General features: G+C 50.8%; 22 protein-coding genes and 1 riboswitch. Of the genes, 20 read left to right on the forward strand and 2 right to left on the reverse strand.

What is annotated here, in order from left to right; all coding sequences use genetic code 11:
- Window positions 1-24 precede the first annotated feature (24 nt).
- The 3 genes from yabA to rsmI are packed head-to-tail and all read left to right on the forward strand — an operon-like array spanning window position 25 to window position 2,126.
- Window positions 25-387 carry a DNA replication initiation control protein YabA gene (yabA, locus tag NSQ73_RS30305; protein ID WP_039305729.1) on the forward strand — a complete coding sequence of 121 codons (363 nt, stop codon included), beginning with the start codon at window positions 25-27 and terminating at the stop codon, window positions 385-387.
- 60 nt (window positions 388-447) lie between these two features.
- Window positions 448-1,224, forward strand: coding sequence for a tRNA1(Val) (adenine(37)-N6)-methyltransferase (locus NSQ73_RS30310; protein ID WP_340989914.1), 777 nt, complete (start codon window positions 448-450; stop codon window positions 1,222-1,224).
- Window positions 1,221-2,126: a 16S rRNA (cytidine(1402)-2'-O)-methyltransferase gene (rsmI, locus tag NSQ73_RS30315; RefSeq protein WP_340989916.1), complete on the forward strand. Its 906-nt coding sequence runs from the start codon at window positions 1,221-1,223 to the stop codon at window positions 2,124-2,126. The genes NSQ73_RS30310 and rsmI overlap by 4 nt, the downstream gene beginning before the upstream one ends.
- A gap of 945 nt (window positions 2,127-3,071) precedes the next feature.
- Here the strand turns inward: rsmI and NSQ73_RS30320 are convergent.
- Window positions 3,072-3,326, reverse strand: a complete 255-nt coding sequence (locus NSQ73_RS30320; protein WP_019914502.1) for an AbrB/MazE/SpoVT family DNA-binding domain-containing protein — start codon at window positions 3,324-3,326, stop codon at window positions 3,072-3,074.
- A 304-nt stretch (window positions 3,327-3,630) separates the two neighbouring features.
- Between NSQ73_RS30320 and NSQ73_RS30325 the strand changes: the two genes are divergently transcribed.
- The 13 genes from NSQ73_RS30325 (at window position 3,631) to NSQ73_RS30385 (ending at window position 16,235) form a co-directional block, all read left to right on the forward strand.
- Window positions 3,631-4,914: an HD domain-containing protein gene (locus NSQ73_RS30325; RefSeq protein ID WP_042132678.1), complete on the forward strand. Its 1,284-nt coding sequence runs from the start codon at window positions 3,631-3,633 to the stop codon at window positions 4,912-4,914.
- A 53-nt stretch (window positions 4,915-4,967) separates the two neighbouring features.
- The gene (locus NSQ73_RS30330) at window positions 4,968-5,738 is read left to right on the forward strand and encodes a TatD family hydrolase (protein ID WP_039305744.1); all 771 of its coding nucleotides are present in this window, start codon (window positions 4,968-4,970) and stop codon (window positions 5,736-5,738) included.
- A gap of 198 nt (window positions 5,739-5,936) precedes the next feature.
- Window positions 5,937-6,166: riboswitch (cyclic di-AMP (ydaO/yuaA leader) on the forward strand.
- Between the two features lie 288 nt (window positions 6,167-6,454).
- Window positions 6,455-7,630, forward strand: a complete 1,176-nt coding sequence (locus NSQ73_RS30335; RefSeq protein WP_340989918.1) for a 3D domain-containing protein — start codon at window positions 6,455-6,457, stop codon at window positions 7,628-7,630.
- A gap of 160 nt (window positions 7,631-7,790) precedes the next feature.
- Window positions 7,791-8,342: a ribonuclease M5 gene (gene rnmV / locus NSQ73_RS30340; RefSeq protein WP_039305750.1), complete on the forward strand. Its 552-nt coding sequence runs from the start codon at window positions 7,791-7,793 to the stop codon at window positions 8,340-8,342.
- The gene (rsmA, locus tag NSQ73_RS30345; protein WP_042132680.1) at window positions 8,339-9,223 is read left to right on the forward strand and encodes a 16S rRNA (adenine(1518)-N(6)/adenine(1519)-N(6))-dimethyltransferase RsmA; all 885 of its coding nucleotides are present in this window, start codon (window positions 8,339-8,341) and stop codon (window positions 9,221-9,223) included. The genes rnmV and rsmA overlap by 4 nt, the downstream gene beginning before the upstream one ends.
- Before the next feature lie 73 nt (window positions 9,224-9,296).
- Complete coding sequence (gene yabG / locus NSQ73_RS30350; protein ID WP_171715664.1) at window positions 9,297-10,205, forward strand: sporulation peptidase YabG; 909 nt, start codon at window positions 9,297-9,299, stop codon at window positions 10,203-10,205.
- A gap of 226 nt (window positions 10,206-10,431) precedes the next feature.
- Window positions 10,432-10,707, forward strand: coding sequence for a biofilm formation stimulator Veg (gene veg, locus NSQ73_RS30355; protein ID WP_036696386.1), 276 nt, complete (start codon window positions 10,432-10,434; stop codon window positions 10,705-10,707).
- 125 nt (window positions 10,708-10,832) lie between these two features.
- Complete coding sequence (locus NSQ73_RS30360; protein WP_039305760.1) at window positions 10,833-11,009, forward strand: small, acid-soluble spore protein, alpha/beta type; 177 nt, start codon at window positions 10,833-10,835, stop codon at window positions 11,007-11,009.
- A gap of 176 nt (window positions 11,010-11,185) precedes the next feature.
- Window positions 11,186-12,040, forward strand: a complete 855-nt coding sequence (gene ispE / locus NSQ73_RS30365; RefSeq protein ID WP_039305763.1) for a 4-(cytidine 5'-diphospho)-2-C-methyl-D-erythritol kinase — start codon at window positions 11,186-11,188, stop codon at window positions 12,038-12,040.
- Between the two features lie 168 nt (window positions 12,041-12,208).
- On the forward strand, window positions 12,209-13,036 hold the full coding sequence (purR, locus tag NSQ73_RS30370; protein WP_340989920.1) for a pur operon repressor: 828 nt from the start codon (window positions 12,209-12,211) through the stop codon (window positions 13,034-13,036).
- 209 nt (window positions 13,037-13,245) lie between these two features.
- Window positions 13,246-13,533: a septation regulator SpoVG gene (gene spoVG / locus NSQ73_RS30375; protein WP_036696395.1), complete on the forward strand. Its 288-nt coding sequence runs from the start codon at window positions 13,246-13,248 to the stop codon at window positions 13,531-13,533.
- Between the two features lie 257 nt (window positions 13,534-13,790).
- Window positions 13,791-15,191 (forward strand): bifunctional UDP-N-acetylglucosamine diphosphorylase/glucosamine-1-phosphate N-acetyltransferase GlmU, encoded by a 1,401-nt coding sequence (gene glmU / locus NSQ73_RS30380; protein WP_340989922.1) that lies wholly within the window; start codon window positions 13,791-13,793, stop codon window positions 15,189-15,191.
- 90 nt (window positions 15,192-15,281) lie between these two features.
- Complete coding sequence (locus tag NSQ73_RS30385; RefSeq protein ID WP_019914487.1) at window positions 15,282-16,235, forward strand: ribose-phosphate diphosphokinase; 954 nt, start codon at window positions 15,282-15,284, stop codon at window positions 16,233-16,235.
- A 92-nt stretch (window positions 16,236-16,327) separates the two neighbouring features.
- Here the strand turns inward: NSQ73_RS30385 and NSQ73_RS30390 are convergent, their stop codons facing one another.
- Window positions 16,328-16,528, reverse strand: coding sequence for a hypothetical protein (locus NSQ73_RS30390; RefSeq protein ID WP_039305774.1), 201 nt, complete (start codon window positions 16,526-16,528; stop codon window positions 16,328-16,330).
- Between the two features lie 92 nt (window positions 16,529-16,620).
- On the opposite strand from NSQ73_RS30390, the gene pth reads away from it, so the two are divergent.
- The 4 genes from pth to NSQ73_RS30410 all read left to right on the forward strand — a co-directional run bounded on the left by pth (window position 16,621) and on the right by NSQ73_RS30410 (window position 22,183).
- Window positions 16,621-17,181, forward strand: coding sequence for an aminoacyl-tRNA hydrolase (gene pth, locus NSQ73_RS30395; protein ID WP_042132685.1), 561 nt, complete (start codon window positions 16,621-16,623; stop codon window positions 17,179-17,181).
- Between the two features lie 88 nt (window positions 17,182-17,269).
- Window positions 17,270-17,500, forward strand: a complete 231-nt coding sequence (locus NSQ73_RS30400; protein ID WP_039305780.1) for an anti-sigma-F factor Fin family protein — start codon at window positions 17,270-17,272, stop codon at window positions 17,498-17,500.
- A 131-nt stretch (window positions 17,501-17,631) separates the two neighbouring features.
- Window positions 17,632-21,156: a transcription-repair coupling factor gene (gene mfd, locus NSQ73_RS30405; RefSeq protein ID WP_039305792.1), complete on the forward strand. Its 3,525-nt coding sequence runs from the start codon at window positions 17,632-17,634 to the stop codon at window positions 21,154-21,156.
- Window positions 21,143-22,183: a peptidylprolyl isomerase gene (locus NSQ73_RS30410; RefSeq protein ID WP_340989923.1), complete on the forward strand. Its 1,041-nt coding sequence runs from the start codon at window positions 21,143-21,145 to the stop codon at window positions 22,181-22,183. The genes mfd and NSQ73_RS30410 overlap by 14 nt, the downstream gene beginning before the upstream one ends.
- The last annotated feature ends 57 nt before the right edge of the window (window positions 22,184-22,240 follow it).

The following is a 22,240-nucleotide window of genomic DNA, read 5'->3' on the forward strand; positions in this document are numbered from 1 at the left end:
TAAGGTTACTTTCGGGGTGGAAACTTGGAGAAGAAAAATATATTTGCACACATGCAGGAGATGGAAGCGCAGATGGATGAAATGCGCGCCACTCTAGGAGATTGGAAACAGACGGTTAAAGAGCTGATGGAAGCAAATCAGAAGCTTAGTCTGGAGAATGAGCAGCTACGTATCATATTGAAAAGGGAAGCCCCTCTGGATAAGGCCGCGCTTTCTGCTGAGGCGGAGGCTATACTGGCTGCCGAAGGCAAAGAAGAGGTTGTCGGAGAAGGTTACGATAATCTGGCCAGACTGTACCATGAAGGTTTCCACATCTGCAATGTCTATTTCGGGCATTTGCGGACGGAAGGCGATTGTCTGTTCTGCCTTTCTTTTCTTAATAAATGAGGATATCCAGCCGTAGGAGATTTTCGCCTACGGTTTTTTTTGAATTTGGAGGAATGTACAATGACCCATTCGTTTAACGATACCCCGGTGCCCTTGCATAGTGCAGAGCGGATCGATGACTTGTTAACCCATGATCTGCGGATTATCCAGAGTGACGAAGTATTCAGCTTCTCGATGGATGCTGTGCTGCTGGCCCGGTTCGCCAGTATACCGCCGCGCGGAAGATTACTTGATCTATGCACCGGCAACGGAGTTATCCCTATGCTGCTGACCACGCGTACCAAAGCTTCTATTGAAGGGATAGAAATTCAGCCCCGTCTTGCCGACATGGCCCGGCGCAGTGTAGCCTTGAACAGGCTGGAGGAGCGGGTGCTGATCCATGAAGGTGATTTGCGGGAGCTGCATAATACCGCAGGGTATGGTGTATATGATGCAATAACGGTTAATCCCCCTTATATGCCGCTTAACGGGAGCGACCTGAAGCTGAATTCACATCAGGCCATGGCCCGTCATGAAATTGGCTGTACGCTGGAGGAGGTCATTCAGGCCTGTGTCCGGCTGGTCCGCACTGGAGGCAAAGTCAGTATGGTACATAAACCGCAGCGTCTGGTGGATATCATCAGTCTAATGCGTAAGCACCGGCTGGAACCTAAGCTGATCCGCTTTGTACATCCCCGTGCGCATCTGGAGGCGAATATGGTACTGATTGAAGCGGCGCGCGACGGGAAGCCGGAGGTGCGTTTACAACCGCCTTTAATCGTATATAATGAGGACAATCAATACTGCCCTGAGATAATGGATATTTATTATGGGAACAAAGAGGATAACAGCCAATGACGATAACCTGCCAAAGCAGCTTTCAAAATAACAATGACGGAGCAAAGCCCGAAGGATGCGGCTGTCTGTATCTGGTGGCTACTCCGATCGGCAATCTGGAAGATATGACGTACCGCGCGGTGCGCACGCTGAAGGAATGCGATATTATTGCCGCAGAGGATACAAGACAGACGCGTAAATTACTGAGCCATTTTGAAATTACACCCTCCATGCTGTTCAGTTACCATGAGCATAATAAGGCGGCAAGCGGACCTGAATTGATACGCTATATAATAGAAGGTAAAAATTTAGCCCTTGTCAGCGATGCCGGCCTGCCGGCGATTTCAGACCCTGGAGCGGACCTGGTAGCACTGGCTGTAAGTCATCAAATTCCGGTCATTCCGATTCCCGGAGCTAACGCGGCGCTGTCAGCTTTGATTGCTTCCGGATTACCTACCACCAGTTTCACATTTATCGGTTTTCTGCCCAGAGAGCGTAAGGATATCCGGGCCGTTCTGGCACCTCTCCGTGCTGCTCAAGGCACACTGCTCTTCTATGAGTCACCACATCGTGTCGCTAAGACGCTGGTCCATTTGCAGGAAGCCTTCGGCAACCGCCGGGTTACACTGGCCCGTGAGCTGACCAAACGGTATGAGGAGTTTCTGCGCGGTACGATTGAAGAGTGTTGTGCCTGGCTGGAGGAGCATCCTCCGCTTGGTGAGTACGTAATTGTGCTTGAGGGAGAGAGCAAAGAAGAGGCGGAGCTCGCGGAGTCTTCCTGGTGGCGGGAGCTGAGTATTGAAGCTCACGTTGCCCACTATGAAACCTCGGGCTTGCCGCGTAAGGACGCGATGAAAAAAGCGGCCTCTGACCGTGGCTTGGCCAAGCGCGATATTTATAATGCACTGCTGGAGCGGGAATAAGAGGATAGCGGAACTGATCACGTTTATTGCAAGTTAAGCATCTGTTAGATAAACTCCGAAATAGCTCAGATGATTAGAATACTTGATGAAATAATTGTATTCTATACACTTATATGGATATAATTATTCCTAATATTAGAGATAAATGTATTTTGTGCATTTATATTTGTGGAAAATGGATAATTTAGAGGATATGTATGGATATAATTGCATGAAATACAACTAAAATAATCAGATACTCACTTTGGTATTAAATAACTGCACAGAATGCAGTTATCCAGTTTTTCCAAGACCAATTATCCAATATTGCACCTAAACATTTTCCAGTATCAACTGGCTGCACCAATGTTAACGCCACTCTGACAGATAGCGATTCCCGCAGGGAGAGCGTGCCGCAGCACGAAGGTAACATGAAGGCAAATAACCAGTACGCACCAAAGTTGCTAATCGGCTCCGCCTTAAAGCAATTCCGCAGGGAGAGCGGTTCCACGAGCTAGCGTCACCTAAGAGCGTAGCCGCACATCCGACGCAAGAGCGAAGCGTGTGGCGAAACACTGCGTATGGCAAGGCCCTGAGGACGCACCTTCAGGGAGTCCGAAAAGGGCCGGTCCACCGCCGAACATGACTTCCTTCCGCTCCATCTGCACAGTTAACCAAGCTTCCGGGTGTCCAGAGGGCCGGGGCCCTTGGGGCCCTCCCTATAGGGAGGGTTTGGGAGGGTAAGAAGAAGTTAAGGTTATGATCTAAGATTTATGATCTAAAGGTTATGATCTAAGGGTTATGAATTTAATAGTTAATGTTTAAATAGGGTAAAGGGGTATCCGGGGAAAGTCCCCGAAAAAGTGCAAAAAAATACCTCCCGCGCTAACGGGAGGCCAAGGAGATATAAAAAGGTTAGAATTAACAATTTGATTAGTGATTAGTTCCTATTATAACCTATTTGGTTTAGTTTGTCACAGGGGTAGGGATAGCAGAAATACATTCATGACAAACAATTTTACCTTTGAAATAGGTTACATTCTCAGCATTACCGCAGAAAATGCAGGCAGGCTCATATTTCTTAAGCATGATCCGCTCACCGTCCACGTAAATTTCGAGCGCATCTTTTTCTCCAATACCCAGTGTGCGGCGCAATTCAATTGGAATAACGACCCGTCCAAGCTCATCTACCTTACGTACAATTCCTGTTGATTTCATCATTACAATCGTTGCTCCTCTCAATTATCAAAAGCGTCAATATTCGACATTGTTCACTGTTTTATGATATTTATAATACCAACCATTCCCAAAACAGTCAACCTTTTTTGAGGCGAATTTTAAGGAAACTTTGAAGGAAACATTCATACCGCCATTGGTTAGGCATATATCCCAAAAAGAACCTCGAAAATATTTGTCGATTTGTAAATTGCTAAATTGTCATAATTCGACAAAGTACGACAATATTTATTATTATAACTGTAATTCCACCCTATCTCTATGGATATTATTCAAAGGAGTTGATCTCATGAAGCAACCGCTGACAGAAGAGAAGGTATTTAAAGATCCGGTTCATAACTACATTCACGTCCAGGACACCATTATCTGGCGTCTGATTAACACCAAGGAGTTCCAGCGTCTGCGGCGCATCCGCCAGCTCGGTACCTCTTATCTGACTTTCCATGGCGCAGAACACAGCCGGTTTTCCCATTCGCTTGGTGTTTATGAAATTACCCGGCGGATTATATCGCAGTTTGAACGGAGCGGATATAAGGATTGGATGCCTGAGGAGAGTCTGCTTACCCTGTGTGCGGCGCTGCTGCATGATTTGGGACATGGCCCGTTTTCCCATTCTATAGAAGAAGCTTTTGAAATGGATCATGAGGACTGGACCTGCCGGATCATTCTGGAGGATACAGAAATCACCGCTATTCTGCGTGATGTAGCTGAGGATTTCCCCAATAAAGTAGCCTCTGTGATCTCCAAAACGTATGAGCATGAAATTGTTGTCAATTTGGTGTCGGGGCCGCTGGATGCGGACCGGATGGATTATCTTTTGCGTGATGCCTATTATACAGGGGTAAATTACGGAACCATAGACATTGACCGGATTCTGCGGATGCTGCGCCCCTATGACGGCCGGGTAGTTGTCAAAGAATCCGGGATGCATGCGATTGAGGATTACCTGATGTCACGTTATCAGATGTACTGGCAGGTCTATTTCCATCCGGTAACACGCAGCTCGGAAATTATTCTGCGCCAGATTCTCCGCAGAGCCAAGGAGCTGGTGCAGGAGGATTATGGTTTCCGGTTCATGATTGAGCCGCTAAGTGATTTGTTCCGCGGGGATGTAACGGTGGAGCAGTACCTGCTGCTGGATGAGGCATTGATGCAGACAGCCTTCATGCAGTGGACGCTGGAGAAAGATGAAATTTTAAGCGACTTGTGCAGCCGATTTATTCATCGTAAACTGTATAAATATGTGGAGATGGAGCATCTGGATACAGAGACAATTGACGAAATCCGCCGCAGCTTTGCCGGTGCCGGACTGCGTGCTGATTATGATCTGGAAATTGATTTTCCGACAGATCTTCCTTATGATGTATTCCGTCCGGGGGATGCTTTTGACAGCAAACAGATTCTGCTTCTGGACCGTCATGATAAGCTGCGGGAGATCTCAGAGGTATCGGATATTGTACGCTCAATCAGCGGGATTCACCGAGGCAGATACCATCTCTATTTCCCGCAGGACAGGCTGCAGAAAGCCCTTCCACAGCTGCCGCCCTCCATCGCAGATATTTTTGCAAAATAACCTAAAATACTTGTAATTCATCATAGAAATGAAGGCGGAAAGGATGAAATATAATGCAGTTATTCGACACACATACCCATTTGGATGCTCCGCAATTCGACGAGGACCGCGAGGAGGTAATCGCCCGGGCGCTGGAGTCCGGAGTCAGTAAAATGATCAATATCGGCTTCAACCGGGAGACGATTCCGACAACGATGGAGCTCGCAGAGAAATATGATTATATTTATGCAGCGGTGGGCTGGCATCCACAGGATGCATTCAGTATGAAGGAGGGCGACCTCGAATGGATCGCTTCGCTTTGCAGTCATCCCAAGGTAGTGGCCATCGGTGAGATCGGACTTGACTATTATTGGGACACCTCTCCTAAGGATGTGCAGCATGAGGTATTCCGCAAGCAAATTGGCCTGGCACGTGAACTGAAGATGCCCATCTGTATCCATAACCGCGATGCCCACGAGGATGTAATCCGGATTCTGCGGGAGGAAAAAGCGGGTGAGGTTGGAGGGGTGATGCATTCGTTCTCCGGCAGCTGGGAAAGCGCCAAAATGTGTCTGGATCTCGGCTTCCATTTGTCCTTCGGCGGACCGATTACGTTTAAGAATGCCAGGGTGCCCAAAGAGGTGCTCGCCCAGACTCCTCTGGACCGGCTGCTGATCGAAACGGACTCCCCATATTTGACTCCGCACCCCTTCCGCGGCAAGCGGAATGAGACCGCACACGTAAGACTGGTAGCGGAGGCAGCTGCGGCAATAAAAGGGATTGATTTACAGGAATTGGCGGAAATTACGTATGCGAACGCACTGGAACGATTTGGAATTGTCTGAAAACGGGAGAAAAAGCGGTGAAAAATGAAGTATAGCCGATATATTAAACTTTTATAGTCTAAAAACGGCTGAATATTACAATATTTTAATCATTTTTTTACGTAAACGTGGTTGAATCGTCCTTTACAACATGCATCAAAACAGGATATCATCTTTTCAGTGCAGTGAGCTGTTGTTACTGTGACAGTCACTATTTCATGGATCGTCTCGCTGAGTCTCCGTATGGAGAACGGGGGAACCAATAAATGCCCTGCCGCATGCCCGTACATAGAGTACAACACAGAATTGCCGCAGAATTTATTTGATTTCTTCACGTGGTCTTTGGGGTGAATTTGAGGGCAACCGCCGTGAGCGGGTGACCTGAGATAGGGCGTCTCTCTTATGCCCGAACCCGACAGCTAACCCCGTAAGCGCAAGTAAGAGAGGAAACCTCGTGCATAAACATTCCCGCGTATTCGACACCGGAGAAGCCACGAAAGAGTCCTCTGTGAACTCTTTTTTGGGCTTTTTTTTGTTTTGAATAATGCGGATGTTCCCGGCATACTGTTATATAACAGATATCCGGAGTAGCTATGCCGAGCAGGCGATCCATGAGCAGGAAACGCTGGAGCAATGCGGGCGTATCCTGTTGCAATCTCAAACCTAGTTTCGTCAGAAATGATGCAGTCACCTTGATATAACTTGGACGACGGGGCTATGTAAGGAGGATGGAGAGAGTGGGCGTATTCCAACCAGAGGTATCCCATGATTCGCAATCATCCAGCAGGTCTTTCGCATTACGGTTGAAGCAAGTGAATCCTCGCGTACTTTCACTTGCAGGTGTGATATCGATTGTTATCGCACTGTTAATTCTGCTGTACGTACACGGTCAGAGTAATAAAGAAATTATTTTAGTTATAGACGGACAGGTACAGACACTGGAGACGCGGGAAGCGCTGCTCAGTGATGTGCTGGCAAAGGAACAAATTTCGCTGCAGCCGTATGATGAGCTATCTATTGGCCTTAGTGATGAAATACAAGACGGCGACCGTGTCGTAATCACCCGTGCGCAGAAGCTTATGCTTACTGCAGACGGTGCAACCAAGACCATATACACCACCGAGGATTCGCTCGGAGATGCCATTACCAAGCTGGGTTACAGCCTGGAGGGCAATGACAAGATTTTCCCTTCGCTTGATACCGCAGTCACACCCGACATGGAAGTCAAGATTGTCCGTATTACCAAGCAGACCGTACAGCGGACAGTAAACTTGCCTTTTAAGGTCATCAAAACCGCAGACCCCTCTCTGTATAAGGGAGACGTAAGAGTTGCACAGGCAGGCAAGCCGGGCGCGATCATCCAGCATATCGAGAAGATATATCAGGATGGGGAGCTAGTCTCCATGAATATGGTCGGCAAGGAAGTTCAGACGGTAACCAAAGATAAGGTTATTGCTGTCGGTACCAAAGCGGTTCCGAAGCCTGTTGTAGCTGCAGCAACTACATCCAAAGCAACTACATCCAAAGCAACTACAACCTCCAAATCATCCAAAGTCAGCGCAAAGAGCAACAACGTCACGAGCAAGGCAGGCGTAGATTTTGAATACAAAAAAATGATCAAAAACGTATCCATGACGGCGTATTCCTCGGAAGAACCGGGAATTGGAACACGTACCGCCTCCGGCACACGCGTAACGGAAGGCCGCACTATTGCAGTGGATCCGAATGTAATACCAATTGGCTGGTGGGTGTACATTGAGGGATTAGGGTTTCGCCGAGCAGAGGATACCGGCGGTGCCATTAAAGGCAACAAGGTAGATGTTTACTACGATTCACTGAGCCATGCCCGTAATTTCGGCCGGAAGTCGCGGACCATCTATGTGATTGGACCTGTGAAGCCGGAGCTTAACTAAGCGGCAAGTCTTTTGCAAATTAGCGGTTTATAAGATATAGTGGGGGTAGCACTTACGGAATTTAGAGAGCTGCCGCTCATCACTTATACATCCTTTAGCCAAAAAGAAGGGGAGCGAATCCTCTTCTTTTTGCGTTTTAGAGTAAGGGAGTAAATTATTTATGATTAAAGAATTAATTGTCGTCGAAGGTAAAAGCGATACCGTGGCCGTTAAGCGGGCCGTAGAAGCGGATACGATTGAAACAGGCGGTTCCGCAGTGGACCGCAAGGTCATTGCGAAGATTACATTAGCCATGGAACGCAGAGGGGTTATCATCCTCACGGATCCCGATCATGCCGGAGAGCGGATTCGCAAAATTGTCTCCTCCAAGGTACCCGGATGCAAGCACGCATTCATTCCGGAGAAGGATGCTACCCGCAAAGGGGATATAGGTGTGGAGAATGCCTCGCCTGAGGCCATCCGCCATGCGCTGGAGCATGTCCACACTTCTTTTGAAGGGGCACCGGCTGTAATCGGGCTGGATGATCTTATGGCCGCAGGTATGATGGTACACGCACAGGCAGCAGAGAGAAGAATGCAGCTTGGCAATCTGCTGGGTATCGGTTATTGCAACGGCAAGCAGCTGTACAAGCGTCTGGCGATGTTCGGTATTACACGCGAAGAGTTCGCGCGCGCTCTCGCCCAAATTGATCAGGGAGGCATTACTTCATGAGCGACACTCTGAATATCTCATCCCCAACTAGAACCAAAGCAATCATACAGCGGTACGGGTTTTCGTTCAAAAAAAGCCTGGGCCAGAACTTTTTGATCGACCAGAATATTCTGGACAAAATTGTCGATGCCGCAGGTCTGGATTCTGCAGCAGGCGCACTGGAGATTGGCCCGGGTATCGGAGCCCTGACGGAAAGGCTGGCGATGACAGCAGGTGCGGTCACAGCGGTGGAGATTGACCGCAGACTGATCCCGATCCTCAGGGATGTCCTGTCACCCTATCCCCATGTAAAGATCCGCAATGATGATGTACTGAAGGTCAACATGCAGGAGCTGTTTGCCGAAGATTTTGCCGGTGTGGACCGGGTTAGCGTAGTAGCCAACCTCCCGTATTATGTGACGACCCCGATTCTCATGAAGCTGCTGGAAGAGAAGCTGCCGCTTGATAACATCGTCGTTATGATCCAGAAGGAAGTTGCCGAACGTATGGCTGCTTCTCCTGGGGGCAAAGAGTACGGAAGTCTTAGTATTGCCGTCCAGTATTACAGCGAGCCCGAGCTGGTCTGCATGGTACCCCGGACAGTGTTCATTCCGCAGCCGAATGTAGAATCAGCCGTCATCCGTCTGAAGGTCAGAGAGCGTCCTCCGGTTGAAGTTGCCGACGAGAAGCATTTCTTCGATGTTGTCCAGGCATCCTTCACCCAGCGGCGCAAGACGATCGCCAATAACCTGAAGGCCCGCTACTTCGCTGAAGAGGGGCGTGAGCGTCTGGAGGCCCTGCTGGCTGAAGCAGGGATAGAGCCGTCCCGCCGCGGAGAGACACTTAGCCTGGAGGAATATGCGCGGCTAAGCGCTGTCCTGCTGGCCGCAGGAATCGTATAATCAGCAGAAAACACTCCGGGTGATGAACCAACCGGGACCTTTGCCCATAACATGGGGTAGAGGTGGTGTTGTAATGAATTTAGGAGACTTGGTCATACGTAAATCTTATGGCGGCGATGTGACTTTCCGGGTAGAGAATATAGTGCAGAATAAAGCCGTCATCAAGGGGACGGAATTCCGGTTGCTGGCGGACTCTCCGCTGGATGATCTGGTGCAGGTGCCTCCTACCCGGATTACAGAGCGGGGGCAGCAGGCGCAGATCAAAGCCATAGAATCCCTGAGCTGGCTGCGCAAAGACCGTCAGGAGCAGAGCCAGCGCAGCGGAGAGAGTGTATCGGGAGCAACTGGCACATGGGCCCCAACTCCGAAGGAAGCCGGATTTTTCGAAGTGCCGGGTAAGGTGCTGCATTTGGATGGCGACGCGCTGTACCTGAAGAAGAGCCTGAGTCTGTATGAGCAGTTGCGCATACCCGCCGAAGGGCATCATATTCATGAGTCCAAAATGGCGGAGACCTTGTACCGGCTGCTGCCCCGTGTGCGTCCGGATATCGTGGTGATTACCGGTCATGACGGAGTACTTAAGCAACAGCAGGGTTATGATCTCTACAGCCTGAGCAGCTACAAAAATTCGCAGAATTTTGTTGCGGCTATCCAGGTTGCCCGGGAGTATGAGCGGAATTTCGACGCCCTGACGATTGTTGCAGGGGCCTGCCAGTCGCATTTCGAGGCGCTGCTGGGCACAGGGGCGAATTTCGCCAGCTCACCGGGAAGAATACTCATTCATGCCCTGGACCCCGTCTATATTGCGGCCAAGGCTTCATTCACATCGATCCGCGATACGGTCAATTTGAGCGATGTATTGAACCATACCATTAGCGGCAACCAGGGAATGGGCGGAATTGAGACCCGCGGGAGCTTCCGTATCGGGATGCCCCGGCTGCAGAATCTTGCTACCCTGAAGGTGGCGCCTTCGGTGCTGTAGCGGCGGATATAGAGAAGGAAGGATAAGCGATCCGGCTTATCCTTCCTTTTTTCATGGGCAGATTTGCGTTCAGCATTACCGATAACAAGGCGCTTAAGCCGGGACTTCGTGCTTCTAAAAAAATTCCGTTGACAACTATTTTAGCATCATCTATAATTATTTATTTGCTTTGACAATGATTGTGAAAAGTTGTATAATGGACAAGGAAAGAGGTGGTCGTCAGGCAATGGCTAATAACGCGCTGTTGGAAATCAAACGCAGTCTCGAAGCTCACGTCGGTCATAAGATCACGTTGCGGGCTAACGGTGGTCGTCGCAAGACCGTTGAACGTACCGGTGTCCTGGAAGAAACGTACCCTTCTGTATTTATTGTCAAACTGGATCAGGAGCAGCAAACATTCAAGCGAGTCTCCTATAGCTATGCCGATATCCTTACTGAATCTGTGGAAATCACAGTTACCGAAGACGATGGGCAGATGCGGATTATGTATATTAAAGCTTAGCGTCACGGACAGTCTCCCTGCAGGGGGGCTGTTTTTTGTTTTTCCGCTGCATGACCTGTGCCCCTTGGCCGCATACTACATAAGCAGTAGCTCATCATCCAATAGCATACAGGGAGGAATCCGTAATGAGCCGCAGAAGACGGGGCATGATGTCGGAGGAACTGAAGACAGAGCTGGCCAAGGAGCTTGGATTCTATGAAACGGTAGAGCAGGAAGGCTGGGGCGGAATCCGGGCAGTTGACGCCGGGAACATGGTCAAGAGAGCGATTCAGCTGGCTGAACAGGCTGCACGGAAATCGTAACGCCGTAAAGCTGGGGTCTGCAGTTGTAACCTGGGTATCGCCTGCTGGCGGTACCTTTTTCCAAATACGGGGGTCCGGAGAAGCTTACTCAACTTTTGTTAATGGACTTCACTGCCAGTTTCTCATATAATATGTTAAGTTGTTTTTACGGGAAAAGCTGAGGGTGGGTGAACGCCTTGAAAATGTATGAGAAAGCGCCGGCCAAGATTAATTTGATGCTGGATGTGCTGCATAAGCGCGCTGACGGATTTCATGAAGTGGAAATGATTATGACTATGGTCGATCTGGCCGACCGTCTGGAGCTCTCCGAGCTGAAGCGTGATTCCATTATTATCTCTAGCCAGGCCGGGTATATTCCGCTGGACGAGAAGAATCTGGCCTTCCAGGCCGCAAGACTGATTAAAGACCGCTATAACGTGAGAAGCGGTGTACATATTCACTTGGACAAAAGAATTCCGGTCGCTGCCGGCCTAGCCGGCGGCAGCAGTGACGCCGCGGCTACGCTGCGCGGCCTGAACCGGCTCTGGCGCCTCGGGATCCCGGCGCAGGAGCTGCAGGAACTGGGCGCCGAGCTGGGCTCGGACGTCCCGTTCTGCGTCACAGGAGGCACTGCCCTGGCTACGGGCAGGGGAGAACGGCTGACGCAAATAGCGAGTCCGCCGCAATGCTGGGTCGTCCTGGCCAAGCCGCCGATTAATGTATCGACGGCTGAGGTGTACGGACGCGTACGCGCGAATAACATCGCGGTTCATCCGTCCGCACTCCGGATGCAGCAGGCGATTGAGGCCGGCGATTTCGCGGCGGTCTGCGCGGGCCTGGGCAATGTGCTGGAGGATGTGACCCTGAAGCTGCACCCGGAGGTACAGCAGCTTAAGGAAGCGATGATGAAGCTGGGGGCAGACGGGGTACTGATGTCCGGCAGCGGACCGACAGTATTCGGCCTGGTATCGAAGCAGTCCAAGGTGGCAAGAATCTATAACGGGCTCCGCGGATTCTGCAAGGAAGTCTATGCCGTGCGTTCGCTGAGCTGAGCCGAGGCACACAGAAACGGTTACCGCTGCCCCAGGCAGCTTAGCCGTTTCTTCTTGAGCGAAGCACAAGTCTTCTACTGAAGGACGGTATAACCGTTTTCGCTTGTGTAAATCCGTACAAAAATGATATTATTCATAATAATATTCGGTTTTGGCGAGGAGCATTCCGTGAAGAAACTTAAACGAAGCCAGCGATTGGTTGATATGACCCAATTTTTACTTGAGAAGCCGCATGATCTGCTGCCGCTCTCGACCTTCGCAGAGCGGTACGGTGCAGCGAAGTCATCGGTCAGTGAAGATCTGGCTATTATAAAAGAGGTATTTGAAGGCGAAGGCATGGGCGAACTGCAAACCCTGGCGGGTGCTGCAGGCGGAGTCAGGTATATTCCGCGGATGCAGATGGACATGGCCCTAGCTTTCGTGAACCGTCTGTGCGGGCAGCTGGAGCAGAGTGACCGGATTCTGCCCGGCGGTTATTTGTACATGTCCGATCTGCTGGGACTGCCGTCCCTGATGGAGCAAGCCGGTAAGATTATTGCTACGGCTTTTTACGGAGTAGAGATTGATGTCGTGATGACGGTGGAGACCAAGGGGATTCCGCTGGCTTATGCGACGGCTGCACAGCTTGGGCTACCTGTAGTACTGGTGCGCCGCGACCATCAGGTGACCGAGGGTTCTGCGGTAAGCATTAATTATGTCTCGGGTTCGCACAAGAGCATACATACGATGTCGCTGTCCAGACGGGCACTGCGTGAGAAATCCCGGGTGCTGATCGTGGATGACTTCATGAAGGCGGGCGGTACCGTACGCGGGATGGTTGATCTGCTCGGTGAGTTCAATGCTGAGGTCGCCGGTGTAGGCGTACTTGTAGAATCCGGAGCGGTGGAGAAGGAAGAACGCCTGCTGCATGATTACGTATCACTCGTAAAGCTTACTGAGGTAGATTCCAAGGTGCGGCGCATTTCCGCGTATCCCGGCAACTATTTCCCCTCCTGAGGGAGCTGGATTTCCAAGATTAAAAACCCGTGCATAATGTCGAAACCGTGAGGAATCCTAAGATAACAGCACGAAATGTGTCGAAATCAATGGTTCTGCAAAAATAATCTTCTTTTTCAGGCATTTTATGGAATGAAAAAGAAGGAATTCGCTTTGCTGTGTGGAATTATACACCAAGTCTCTGATGGAAAAAGGTGGTGAACACACACATGCAAATTACGGATGTCAGACTCCGCCGCGTCAACTCTGAGGGGAGAATGAAAGCAATCGCATCCATTACAATCGATAACGAGTTTGTTGTTCATGACATACGCGTCATCGATGGTAATAACGGGATGTTCGTTGCAATGCCCAGCAAGCGTACACCTGACGGTGAATTCCGCGATATCGCTCACCCGATTTCTTCGGGAACGCGCGAAAAGATTCAATCTGCGGTTCTGGCCGAGTACGAACGCGCCGCTACGGAAGAAGAAGAAGTCATTGAAGAGGGAGCTTAAGCTGTGAAGCGCTGACTCTCAAGGATTGCTGCCCTCCCGGGCGGCGTAAAGCCATGCCGTTTTTTTAAGATAAGACATTTTATGTTTTGGGGCCCCTGCAAAGTACCTAGGTCAGCCTCGAAGCCAAAGCCCCACTTTGTGGGGGGATTTTATTGGGGTTCGAAGAAAAGGGAACCATGCCTTCATGGTTCTCTTTTCTTTTTGCCCGGAATGAGATATATTCAGTAGTGAGTTCAAGAAGTAGGAGGTTGGCATTCTTGAAAAGAATGGCTGTTGTACTTGCTGCAGGCCAAGGCAAGCGCATGAAATCTAAATTATACAAAGTGCTGCACCCCGTCTGCGGCAAACCGATGGTAGGGCACGTGCTTGATACAGTAAAGGCGACCGGATGCGAGCGTACAGTCGTCGTCGTAGGTCACGGCGCTGAGAAAGTTAAAGCTTATGTAGGCGACAGTGCCGAATATGTGCTGCAGGATATCCAGCTTGGAACCGGGCATGCCGTCAAACAAGCCAAAGATCTGCTTGGCGGCGAAGAAGGAACTACGATCGTAATCTGCGGGGATACTCCGCTGGTAATGACCGAGACGCTGGAAGGGCTGATGGCGCTGCATGAAGCACAGAAAGCTGCCGCAACCGTCCTCACCGCTGTTATGGAGCAGCCTGCCGGATATGGCCGGATTATCCGTGGCGAAGATGGCGGAGTGCAGAGGATTGTAGAACAGAAGGACTGCACAGAGAGCGAAGCCGCTGTCAGCGAAATCAATACAGGCACTTATTGTTTTGATAACGTTAAGCTATTTGCCGCTCTGGAGAAGGTAACCAATACCAATAACCAGCAGGAATATTATTTGACTGATGTTATCGGTATACTCCGGGCACAGGGAGATATCGTTCTTGGATATCAGGCCCATGATGCTGCAGAGTCTATTGGTGTGAATGACCGCCTGGCATTGTCCGAAGCGGAAGGCTATATGCGTGAGCGTATCAACCGCGGGCATATGCTGAACGGCGTAACTTTAATCGATCCTGCCTCTACCTATATTGGAGCGGATGTTGTCATTGGAGCAGACACTGTGCTGTATCCGGGCACTGTGCTCAAAGGCAAGACGGTAATCGGCGAAGATTGTGTGATCGGACCTGCGAGCGAAATTGAAGACTGCGTGATTATGGACGGTGCTGTAGTGAAGCATTCCGTACTGAGTCAGGCTGAGGTCGGCGCACGGGCATCCGTTGGGCCTTTTGCGTATTTGCGTCCGGGTGCCGTGCTTGGCGAAGAGGTCAAGATCGGCGATTTCGTGGAGATCAAGAATGCTACAATCGGTGACGGCTCCAAAGTGTCCCATTTAAGCTATGTCGGTGATGCCGAGGTCGGTAAGAATGTGAATATCGGCTGTGGTGCCATCACCGTTAACTATGATGGCTACAACAAGTCGAGAACAGAAATCGGGGATGATGCCTTTATCGGCAGCAATGTGAACCTTGTAGCTCCGGTAACTGTGGGCAAAGGCGCATTCGTTGTCGCTGGGTCAACCATCACTCGTTCTGTTCCGGAGAATGATCTGGCGGTTGCCAGAGTAAGGCAGGAGAATAAGCCGGGTTATGCGGAGAAGATCCGCTCCCGTGCCAAAGCGAAGAAAGACCAGTCGAGTCCATCGTAAAGCGCCCAAGGCCAAAGCGCCGGACGGACTCTGCAAATCCGCGCCGGTGCTACTTGGAAGTTAAATTCCGTCACGGAGGGTTTATATTTTATGACTTATTGCGATTCCAAACTAAAGATTTTCACCTGCAACTCCAATCCTAAGCTGGCCAGTCAGATTGCCGATTATATCGGTATTCCGATGGGCGAGTCCCACACTACCAGCTTCAGCGACGGAGAGATTCAGGTTAAGCTGTCGGAAAGCGTCCGGGGCTGTCATGTATATATTGTGCAGTCCACCTGTGGACCGGTTAACGACAATCTGATGGAGCTTCTGGTTATGGTAGATGCGCTTAAGCGTGCGTCTGCGAAGAGCATCAATGTCGTCATTCCTTACTACGGTTATGCGCGCCAAGACCGTAAGGCCCGTTCACGCGATCCGATTACGGCCAAGCTGGTAGCGAACCTGATTGAAAAAGCGGGTGCACATCGCGTCATTACCATGGACCTTCATGCGATGCAAATTCAAGGCTTCTTCGATATTCCTGTGGATCATCTGCTGGGTGTTCCGATTCTGGCCCAATACTTCCGTTCCAAACAAATTCAGAACCCGGTTGTCGTATCTCCGGACCATGGCGGTGTTGTGCGGGCAAGAAAGCTTGCTGATTTCCTCAACGCTCCACTGGCGATCATCGACAAGCGCCGTCCTGAGCCGAACGTTAGTGAGGTTATGAACATTATCGGTAACATTGAAGGTAAAACAGCGATTCTGATCGATGATATCATCGATACGGCAGGAACGATCGTGCTGGGGGCCAATGCTCTGATGGAAGGCGGCGTGAAGGAAGTCTACGCCTGCTGTACACATCCTGTATTGTCCGGGCCTGCGCATGAACGTCTGGAAAACTCTCCAATCAAAGAAATTATCGTGACGGATACCATTCCAATTCGCAGCAGTAATCCGACAAGCAAGCTCAAAGTACTGTCCGTAGCTCCGCTTATGGGCGAAGCTATTATTCGTGTGCATGAAGAGCTGTCGATCAGCAAACTGTTCGAGATCGAATAAGCTGCTTATATTAGAAAAAGGGTTACACCTCCGTGAAGCGGAAGATGTAACCCTTGTCGGCGTGATGCGGGAAACGGAGCGGCTGGTACGTTTCAGTATCCCGGGCGGGAGATGAAGGTGAACAGGCTGCGGTTGTATAGCGTCCCCTGGAGCTCCACAAAGCCTTCATCCACCGCTGTAATCACACCGATGTCTACATGAGCGCTACCCCTAAATACTTCAACAGGCACAGCATATTGAATATGGTACTGGAAATGGCGCGGTAATGTTAAAATATCGCCCTGATGTGGCATTGTTCATCACCTGTCTTCGGAGTATAAACTTATTGTACCAAAAACGGAACTCTTCTGCTGGGAGTACCGGGCGGAAAGGATAGACCTTAGTTATGAAATGGATTGTTGGACTTGGAAATCCCGGAACGCAATACGCGAAGACCAAGCATAATGTTGGCTTCATGGCGCTGGATGAGCTTGCGTCCAGACACGGAATTGCCTTTAACCAGAATAAATGCAAAGCGGTGATCGGCGAAGGTGTCATTGGCGGAGTTAAGACCGTACTGATTAAACCGATGACTTTCATGAACCTGTCCGGTGAGGCGGTCCGCGCTTATATGGATTATTACAAGGTCCAGCTGGAAGATATGATTGTTGTCTATGATGATCTGGATACGGAGCTGGGCAAAATTCGGCTGCGCTATCAAGGCAGTGCCGGCGGACATAACGGAATCAAGTCGATCATCCAGCACACAGGTACCCAGAGCTTCAACCGGGTGCGGATGGGGATCTCACGTCCGGAGCCGGGATTTGCAATTGTCGATTATGTGCTGTCTACGTTCTCCAAGAAAGATGGACCCAAGCTGGAAACGATGATTATGGATACTTGTGATGCAGTGGAATTTGGCCTGCAGCATACATTTGAGCAGACCATGGCCAAGTTCAATGGCTGATTACAAGGTATAGGGTGCAGTAATTAAGGCTAAAGCTATCCGGGGCGGGGCATACTGGAGGTATATACTACCTTCAGGAGGCATATAGATGGCAATAAACTATGTATGCAGGCACTGCCGGACATTCTTAGGAAGTATCGGCAGAAGTGATATCACAGAGATGCAGCTGGGCCTACATTCCTTGACCCCTGCGGAACGCAGAGATATAATAGCGTATGATTCAGAAGGTGAGATTACGGTGAAGGTTACCTGCGGTTACTGCAAGCAGGCCCTGGATAACAATCCGGAACTCAGCCTGCTGGCCAGTCCGCTTCAGTAGGTGGAAGCGCCTGTCTCTATCGTCATCCGCAAGCCTTGGCCTTATCCGCTGAGGCTTGTTTTCGATTCTAATTATAATAGGTGGCAGCGGCAATGCTGCTGTCAGCCTGTTTAGTAAGAGAGGTGCACCTGTTGTTACAAGGTCTTATAGAAGCTTTTTCGAAGGATCCCGATTTTCAGTCCGTCACCAGCGGTATCGCTGCAGGTATGAAGGAGCAGCTTATCTCCGGCTTATCCGGCTCGGCCAGACAAATTATGCTGGCTGCGCTGCATGAAGAGACGGAGCGTCCGCTGCTGGTAGTCACTCATAATATGTTCTCGGCCCAGAAGATGGCCGAGGATTTGCAGGAAGCGCTTTCTCCGGACCGTGTGCTGCTGTATCCGGCTAATGAGCTGGTAGCTGCTGAAGCTGCAGTCTCGAGCCCCGAGACACTCGCTCAGCGTATTGATGTGCTTACGAAATGTGCCAAGGGCTTCCGTGGAGTTGTAGTTGTTCCTTACTCCGGCGTCCGGCGGCTGCTCCCCGCCCCTCATGTGATGGCCGGAGCCCAGCTGACCGTTTCGCAGGACGGTACCCTTTCGCTGGATGAATTCCTCATGTCCATGATTGAAATGGGCTATGAGCGTGTCGAGCGGGTGGAGAACCGCGGTGAACTCAGCGTGCGCGGCGGTATTATTGATTTCTATCCTATGACTTCTCCACTGGCTTACCGGGTGGAGCTGTTTGATGATGAAGTAGATTCCATTCGTACCTTTGATCCCATAGACCAGCGGTCTATTGATAAGGTCCGCAGTGTGAAGATTACTCCGGCCAAGGAGATTATTGCCGATCAGCTGCGCCAGGATGCGGCCTCTACAGCTGCGTCAGCGCTGCTGGAGCGGCAGCTCGAGAAAATGAGCGACCGTCAGGCCAAGCTGCGTCTGCGTGAGGAAATGGGCCGGGAGCTGGAAATGTTGCGCGAAGGCACTTATTTTCCGGAAATCTATAAATATATCAGTCTCTTATATCCTGAACGCTCTCATCTGTATGATTACATGGCACAGGATACGTTGCTTGTGCTGGATGAACCGGCCCGATTGCTGGAAACTGCGAAGCAGCTGGAGCGCGATGAGTCGGAATGGAACCTGCATCTGCTGCAGAACGGTAAAACGCTGCCTGACCTGCATCTTTCTGTCGAGAGCGATGTGATTATGTATCACCGCCCGTTCCAGAGCTTGTTCATGTCGATTTTCCTGCGTCAGGTTCCGCATATTCAGCCGCAGAATATCCTCGGCTTCATCAGCCGGGGAATGCAGGATTTCCATGGGCAGATGAATGTGCTGAAATCCGAGATGGAACGCTGGCATAAGTCCGGCGTGAAGGTTATTATGCTGGCCAATGGCGAGGAGCGGATGGAGCGTGTCCGCCGGGTGCTGGACGACTACGGGATTGAAGCGCCGACTATCCTTCAGGGCAACCTGGGCTCCGGTTTTGAGCTTCCTTCCATTCATTTGGCTGTCATCACTGAAGGTGAGATGTTCTCGCAGAAGCAGCGCAAGGCGCGGAAGGTCTCCAAGGGAATTGACAATGCCGAACGGATCAAGAGTTATACGGAGCTGAAGATTGGCGATTATGTGGTTCACCAGAACCACGGGATCGGCAAGTACATGGGCATCGGCACGCTCGAGGTCAGCGGGATTCACCGCGACTATATGCATATTCTCTATGCGGGCGGCGACAAGCTCTCGGTTCCGATTGAACAGATCGATCTCATTCAGAAGTATGTCGGTTCAGAAGACAAGGAGCCGAAGGTATATAAGCTTGGCGGCAACGAGTGGACGAGGGTTACCAGCAAAGTACGGAGCTCGGTCCAGGATATCGCCGATGATCTGATCAAGCTCTACGCCGAACGCCAGAGCGCGCTCGGTTATGGCTTCGAGAAGGATACGCAGGAACAGCGTGAATTCGAAGAGATGTTCCCGTATGAGGAGACCCGTGACCAGCTTCGTGCGATCGAAGAGATCAAGAAGGATATGGAGCAGAACCGTCCGATGGACCGCCTGCTCTGCGGAGATGTGGGCTACGGCAAGACTGAAGTGGCGATCCGGGCTGCTTTTAAATCAGCGATTGAGGGCAAGCAGGTGGCAGTACTCGTACCAACGACGATTCTGGCGCAGCAGCACTATGAAACCTTCCGTGAGCGCTTCGCCAACTATCCGCTGAACATTCAGGTGCTGAGCCGTTTCCGCAGCCGCAAGGAGCAGAATGACACCATTAAGGGAGTAAGACAGGGTACCGTGGATGTGGTTATAGGCACACACCGTCTGCTGTCGCAGGATCTGGTGTTCAAAGATCTGGGTCTTCTGATTGTCGATGAAGAGCAGCGTTTCGGCGTGACCCACAAAGAGAAGCTGAAGAAGCTGAAGACCAATGTCGATGTGCTGACCCTGACGGCAACGCCGATTCCCCGCACTCTGCATATGTCGATGCTGGGTGTCCGGGACTTGTCAGTTATTGAGACGCCACCAGAGAACCGCTTTCCCGTACAGACGTATGTTGTTGAGCATAGCCAGACCCTGACCCGTGAAGCGGTAGAGCGGGAGCTTGCCCGTGGCGGCCAGGTCTATTACCTCTATAACCGCGTCCAGGGGATTCAGGAAATGGCTGCACAAATCTCCATGCTGGTGCCGGAGGCAAGAGTAGGCATCGGCCATGGGCAGATGTCGGAGTCGGAGCTGGAGAAGACCATTCTCGACTTCCTCGATGGAGAATACGATGTGCTCGTCAGCACAAGTATTATAGAGACTGGCGTGGATATTCCAAACGTCAATACGCTGATTGTGCATGATGCCGACAAAATGGGACTTTCCCAGCTCTATCAGCTGCGCGGCCGTGTGGGCCGTTCTAACCGGATAGCTTATGCGTACTTCACATACCAGCGGGATAAAGTACTGACAGAAGTGGCTGAGAAACGCCTGCAGTCGATTAAGGAATTCACGGAGCTTGGTTCAGGCTTCAAAATTGCCATGCGCGATCTCTCCATCCGCGGAGCAGGTAATCTGCTCGGTGCGGAGCAGCACGGGTTCATTGCTTCTGTTGGGTTCGATCTGTATTCGCAGATGCTGGCGGAGGAAATCCGCAAGCGTAAAGTCAGCGTGCTTGGTGAAGAGGATACTTCGCTGAAACAGGGCAATACCGTGATTGATTTGTCGATTGACGCGTACCTTCCATCCGAGTATATTTACGACAGTATCCAAAAAATTGAAATCTATAAAAAAGTCGCTGCGGTGGCTACTTTTGAGGATGCTTCGGAGCTTGAGGATGAGCTGCTTGACCGGTTCGGCGAATTGCCGGAGGCGGTCATCAATCTGCTCTCTGTGGCCCGGCTGAAGGTATACGGCAAGCTGTATGGTATGGAATCTATGGTCCGTCGGGGCGATGAGGTCTCACTCAATTTCCATGAAGGAAGTATCGGAGCGTTTGATACGGCGAAGCTTGCCAAAGTTGGAAATAGCTTCGAAAGACGTGTACAATTTGATAAGGATGCGAAAGCAACGATCCGCATCAAGTCCAAAGACTTGGACGACAAAGAGCTGCTTGATCTGCTGGAGCAATTCCTCGCGGCAGCCAAACAGTCTTTAAAATCGAAGGGAGAATTACACAATGTCGTTAAATAAAAAACCATGGAAAGTGCTGCTGGTCTCACTGGTTGCAGCAGTTTCCTTCTCAATGCTTGCTGCCTGCAGCAACAACAGCGGCGATGATACAGCCGTGGCAACTTATAATGGCGGAACGATTACTGCGAAGGAATTCGATCTGGATACCCGCGTAATGAAATTCCTGTCTCCGCAGCAGGCGCAGTATCTGGAGATTGATATGTTCAAGGAGTCTATCCTGAAGCAGGAGGTCGCGTTTGAGTATCTGGCCGGCCAGGCAACGGATGAGGCGAAGAAGGCAGCAGAGAAAGAAGTCGACACACAGATTGAGACGATCAAGAGCAGTCTGGGCGACTCCTATAAAAGCTCTCTGAAGGAGCAGGATCTAAGTGAATCCGATCTGCGTTCTTATATGCAGCGGGTGCTTACCGTTTATCAGGACATGCTGCTCAAAGTAACGGACGAGCAGGTAAAGACAGAGTACGAAGCGATTAAAGCTGACTTCACCGTAGCTACACTGCGTCATGTGCTGGTTGGCTTGACGGATGCTGACGGCAAGGAGCGTACGGATGCAGATGCGCTGAAACGTGCCAATGAAGCCAAAGCGAAGCTGGACGGCGGCGCAGACTTTGCAGCCGTTGCCAAGGAATACTCGGATGATACCAGTACGAAGGATACCGGGGGCGAATATAAGGACACGCTTCTGTCCAAATACGTAGAAGAGTTCAAAGCCGCAGCCCAGACGCTGCCGCTTAATACGATCAGTGATCCGGTGAAGAGCAGCTACGGCTATCACGTCATTAAAGTTGAAGCCCGCAAGGAGACAACCTTCGACAAGCTGACGGCAGAGCAGCTGGAGACCGTTAAGAGCTCAGCAGCTTCCGCCAGCCTGGAGTCGTTCCTCGAGAAGGATCTGGACAGCCTGAAGATTGAGATCAACCTGCCGAAGAGCACCGCTGCAGCCGATGAACCGGGAACAGCCGCTACAGCTACTCCAGCCCCGGCCGATGCCACAGCCGCTCCGGCCGCTACAGAAGCAGCCAAATAATTCTAAAGGCGGACAAGCCGTCTGATGCGCCAAGCATCAGGCGGCTTTTTTTGACCC

The organism is Paenibacillus sp. FSL R10-2736 (assembly GCF_038000245.1).
Classification (GTDB): domain Bacteria; phylum Bacillota; class Bacilli; order Paenibacillales; family Paenibacillaceae; genus Paenibacillus_AQ; species Paenibacillus_AQ phytohabitans.

Coding starts and splice junctions, on each gene's coding strand:
- NSQ73_RS30310 (WP_340989914.1), top strand. CDS start 448: ATGACCCATTCGTTTAACGATACCCCGGTGCCCTTGCATAGTGCAGAG.
- rsmI (WP_340989916.1), top strand. CDS start 1,221: ATGACGATAACCTGCCAAAGCAGCTTTCAAAATAACAATGACGGAGCA.
- NSQ73_RS30320 (WP_019914502.1), bottom strand. CDS start 3,326: ATGATGAAATCAACAGGAATTGTACGTAAGGTAGATGAGCTTGGACGG.
- NSQ73_RS30325 (WP_042132678.1), top strand. CDS start 3,631: ATGAAGCAACCGCTGACAGAAGAGAAGGTATTTAAAGATCCGGTTCAT.
- NSQ73_RS30330 (WP_039305744.1), top strand. CDS start 4,968: ATGCAGTTATTCGACACACATACCCATTTGGATGCTCCGCAATTCGAC.
- rnmV (WP_039305750.1), top strand. CDS start 7,791: ATGATTAAAGAATTAATTGTCGTCGAAGGTAAAAGCGATACCGTGGCC.
- rsmA (WP_042132680.1), top strand. CDS start 8,339: ATGAGCGACACTCTGAATATCTCATCCCCAACTAGAACCAAAGCAATC.
- yabG (WP_171715664.1), top strand. CDS start 9,297: ATGAATTTAGGAGACTTGGTCATACGTAAATCTTATGGCGGCGATGTG.
- veg (WP_036696386.1), top strand. CDS start 10,432: ATGGCTAATAACGCGCTGTTGGAAATCAAACGCAGTCTCGAAGCTCAC.
- NSQ73_RS30360 (WP_039305760.1), top strand. CDS start 10,833: ATGAGCCGCAGAAGACGGGGCATGATGTCGGAGGAACTGAAGACAGAG.
- spoVG (WP_036696395.1), top strand. CDS start 13,246: ATGCAAATTACGGATGTCAGACTCCGCCGCGTCAACTCTGAGGGGAGA.
- NSQ73_RS30385 (WP_019914487.1), top strand. CDS start 15,282: ATGACTTATTGCGATTCCAAACTAAAGATTTTCACCTGCAACTCCAAT.
- NSQ73_RS30390 (WP_039305774.1), bottom strand. CDS start 16,528: ATGCCACATCAGGGCGATATTTTAACATTACCGCGCCATTTCCAGTAC.
- pth (WP_042132685.1), top strand. CDS start 16,621: ATGAAATGGATTGTTGGACTTGGAAATCCCGGAACGCAATACGCGAAG.
- NSQ73_RS30400 (WP_039305780.1), top strand. CDS start 17,270: ATGGCAATAAACTATGTATGCAGGCACTGCCGGACATTCTTAGGAAGT.
- NSQ73_RS30410 (WP_340989923.1), top strand. CDS start 21,143: ATGTCGTTAAATAAAAAACCATGGAAAGTGCTGCTGGTCTCACTGGTT.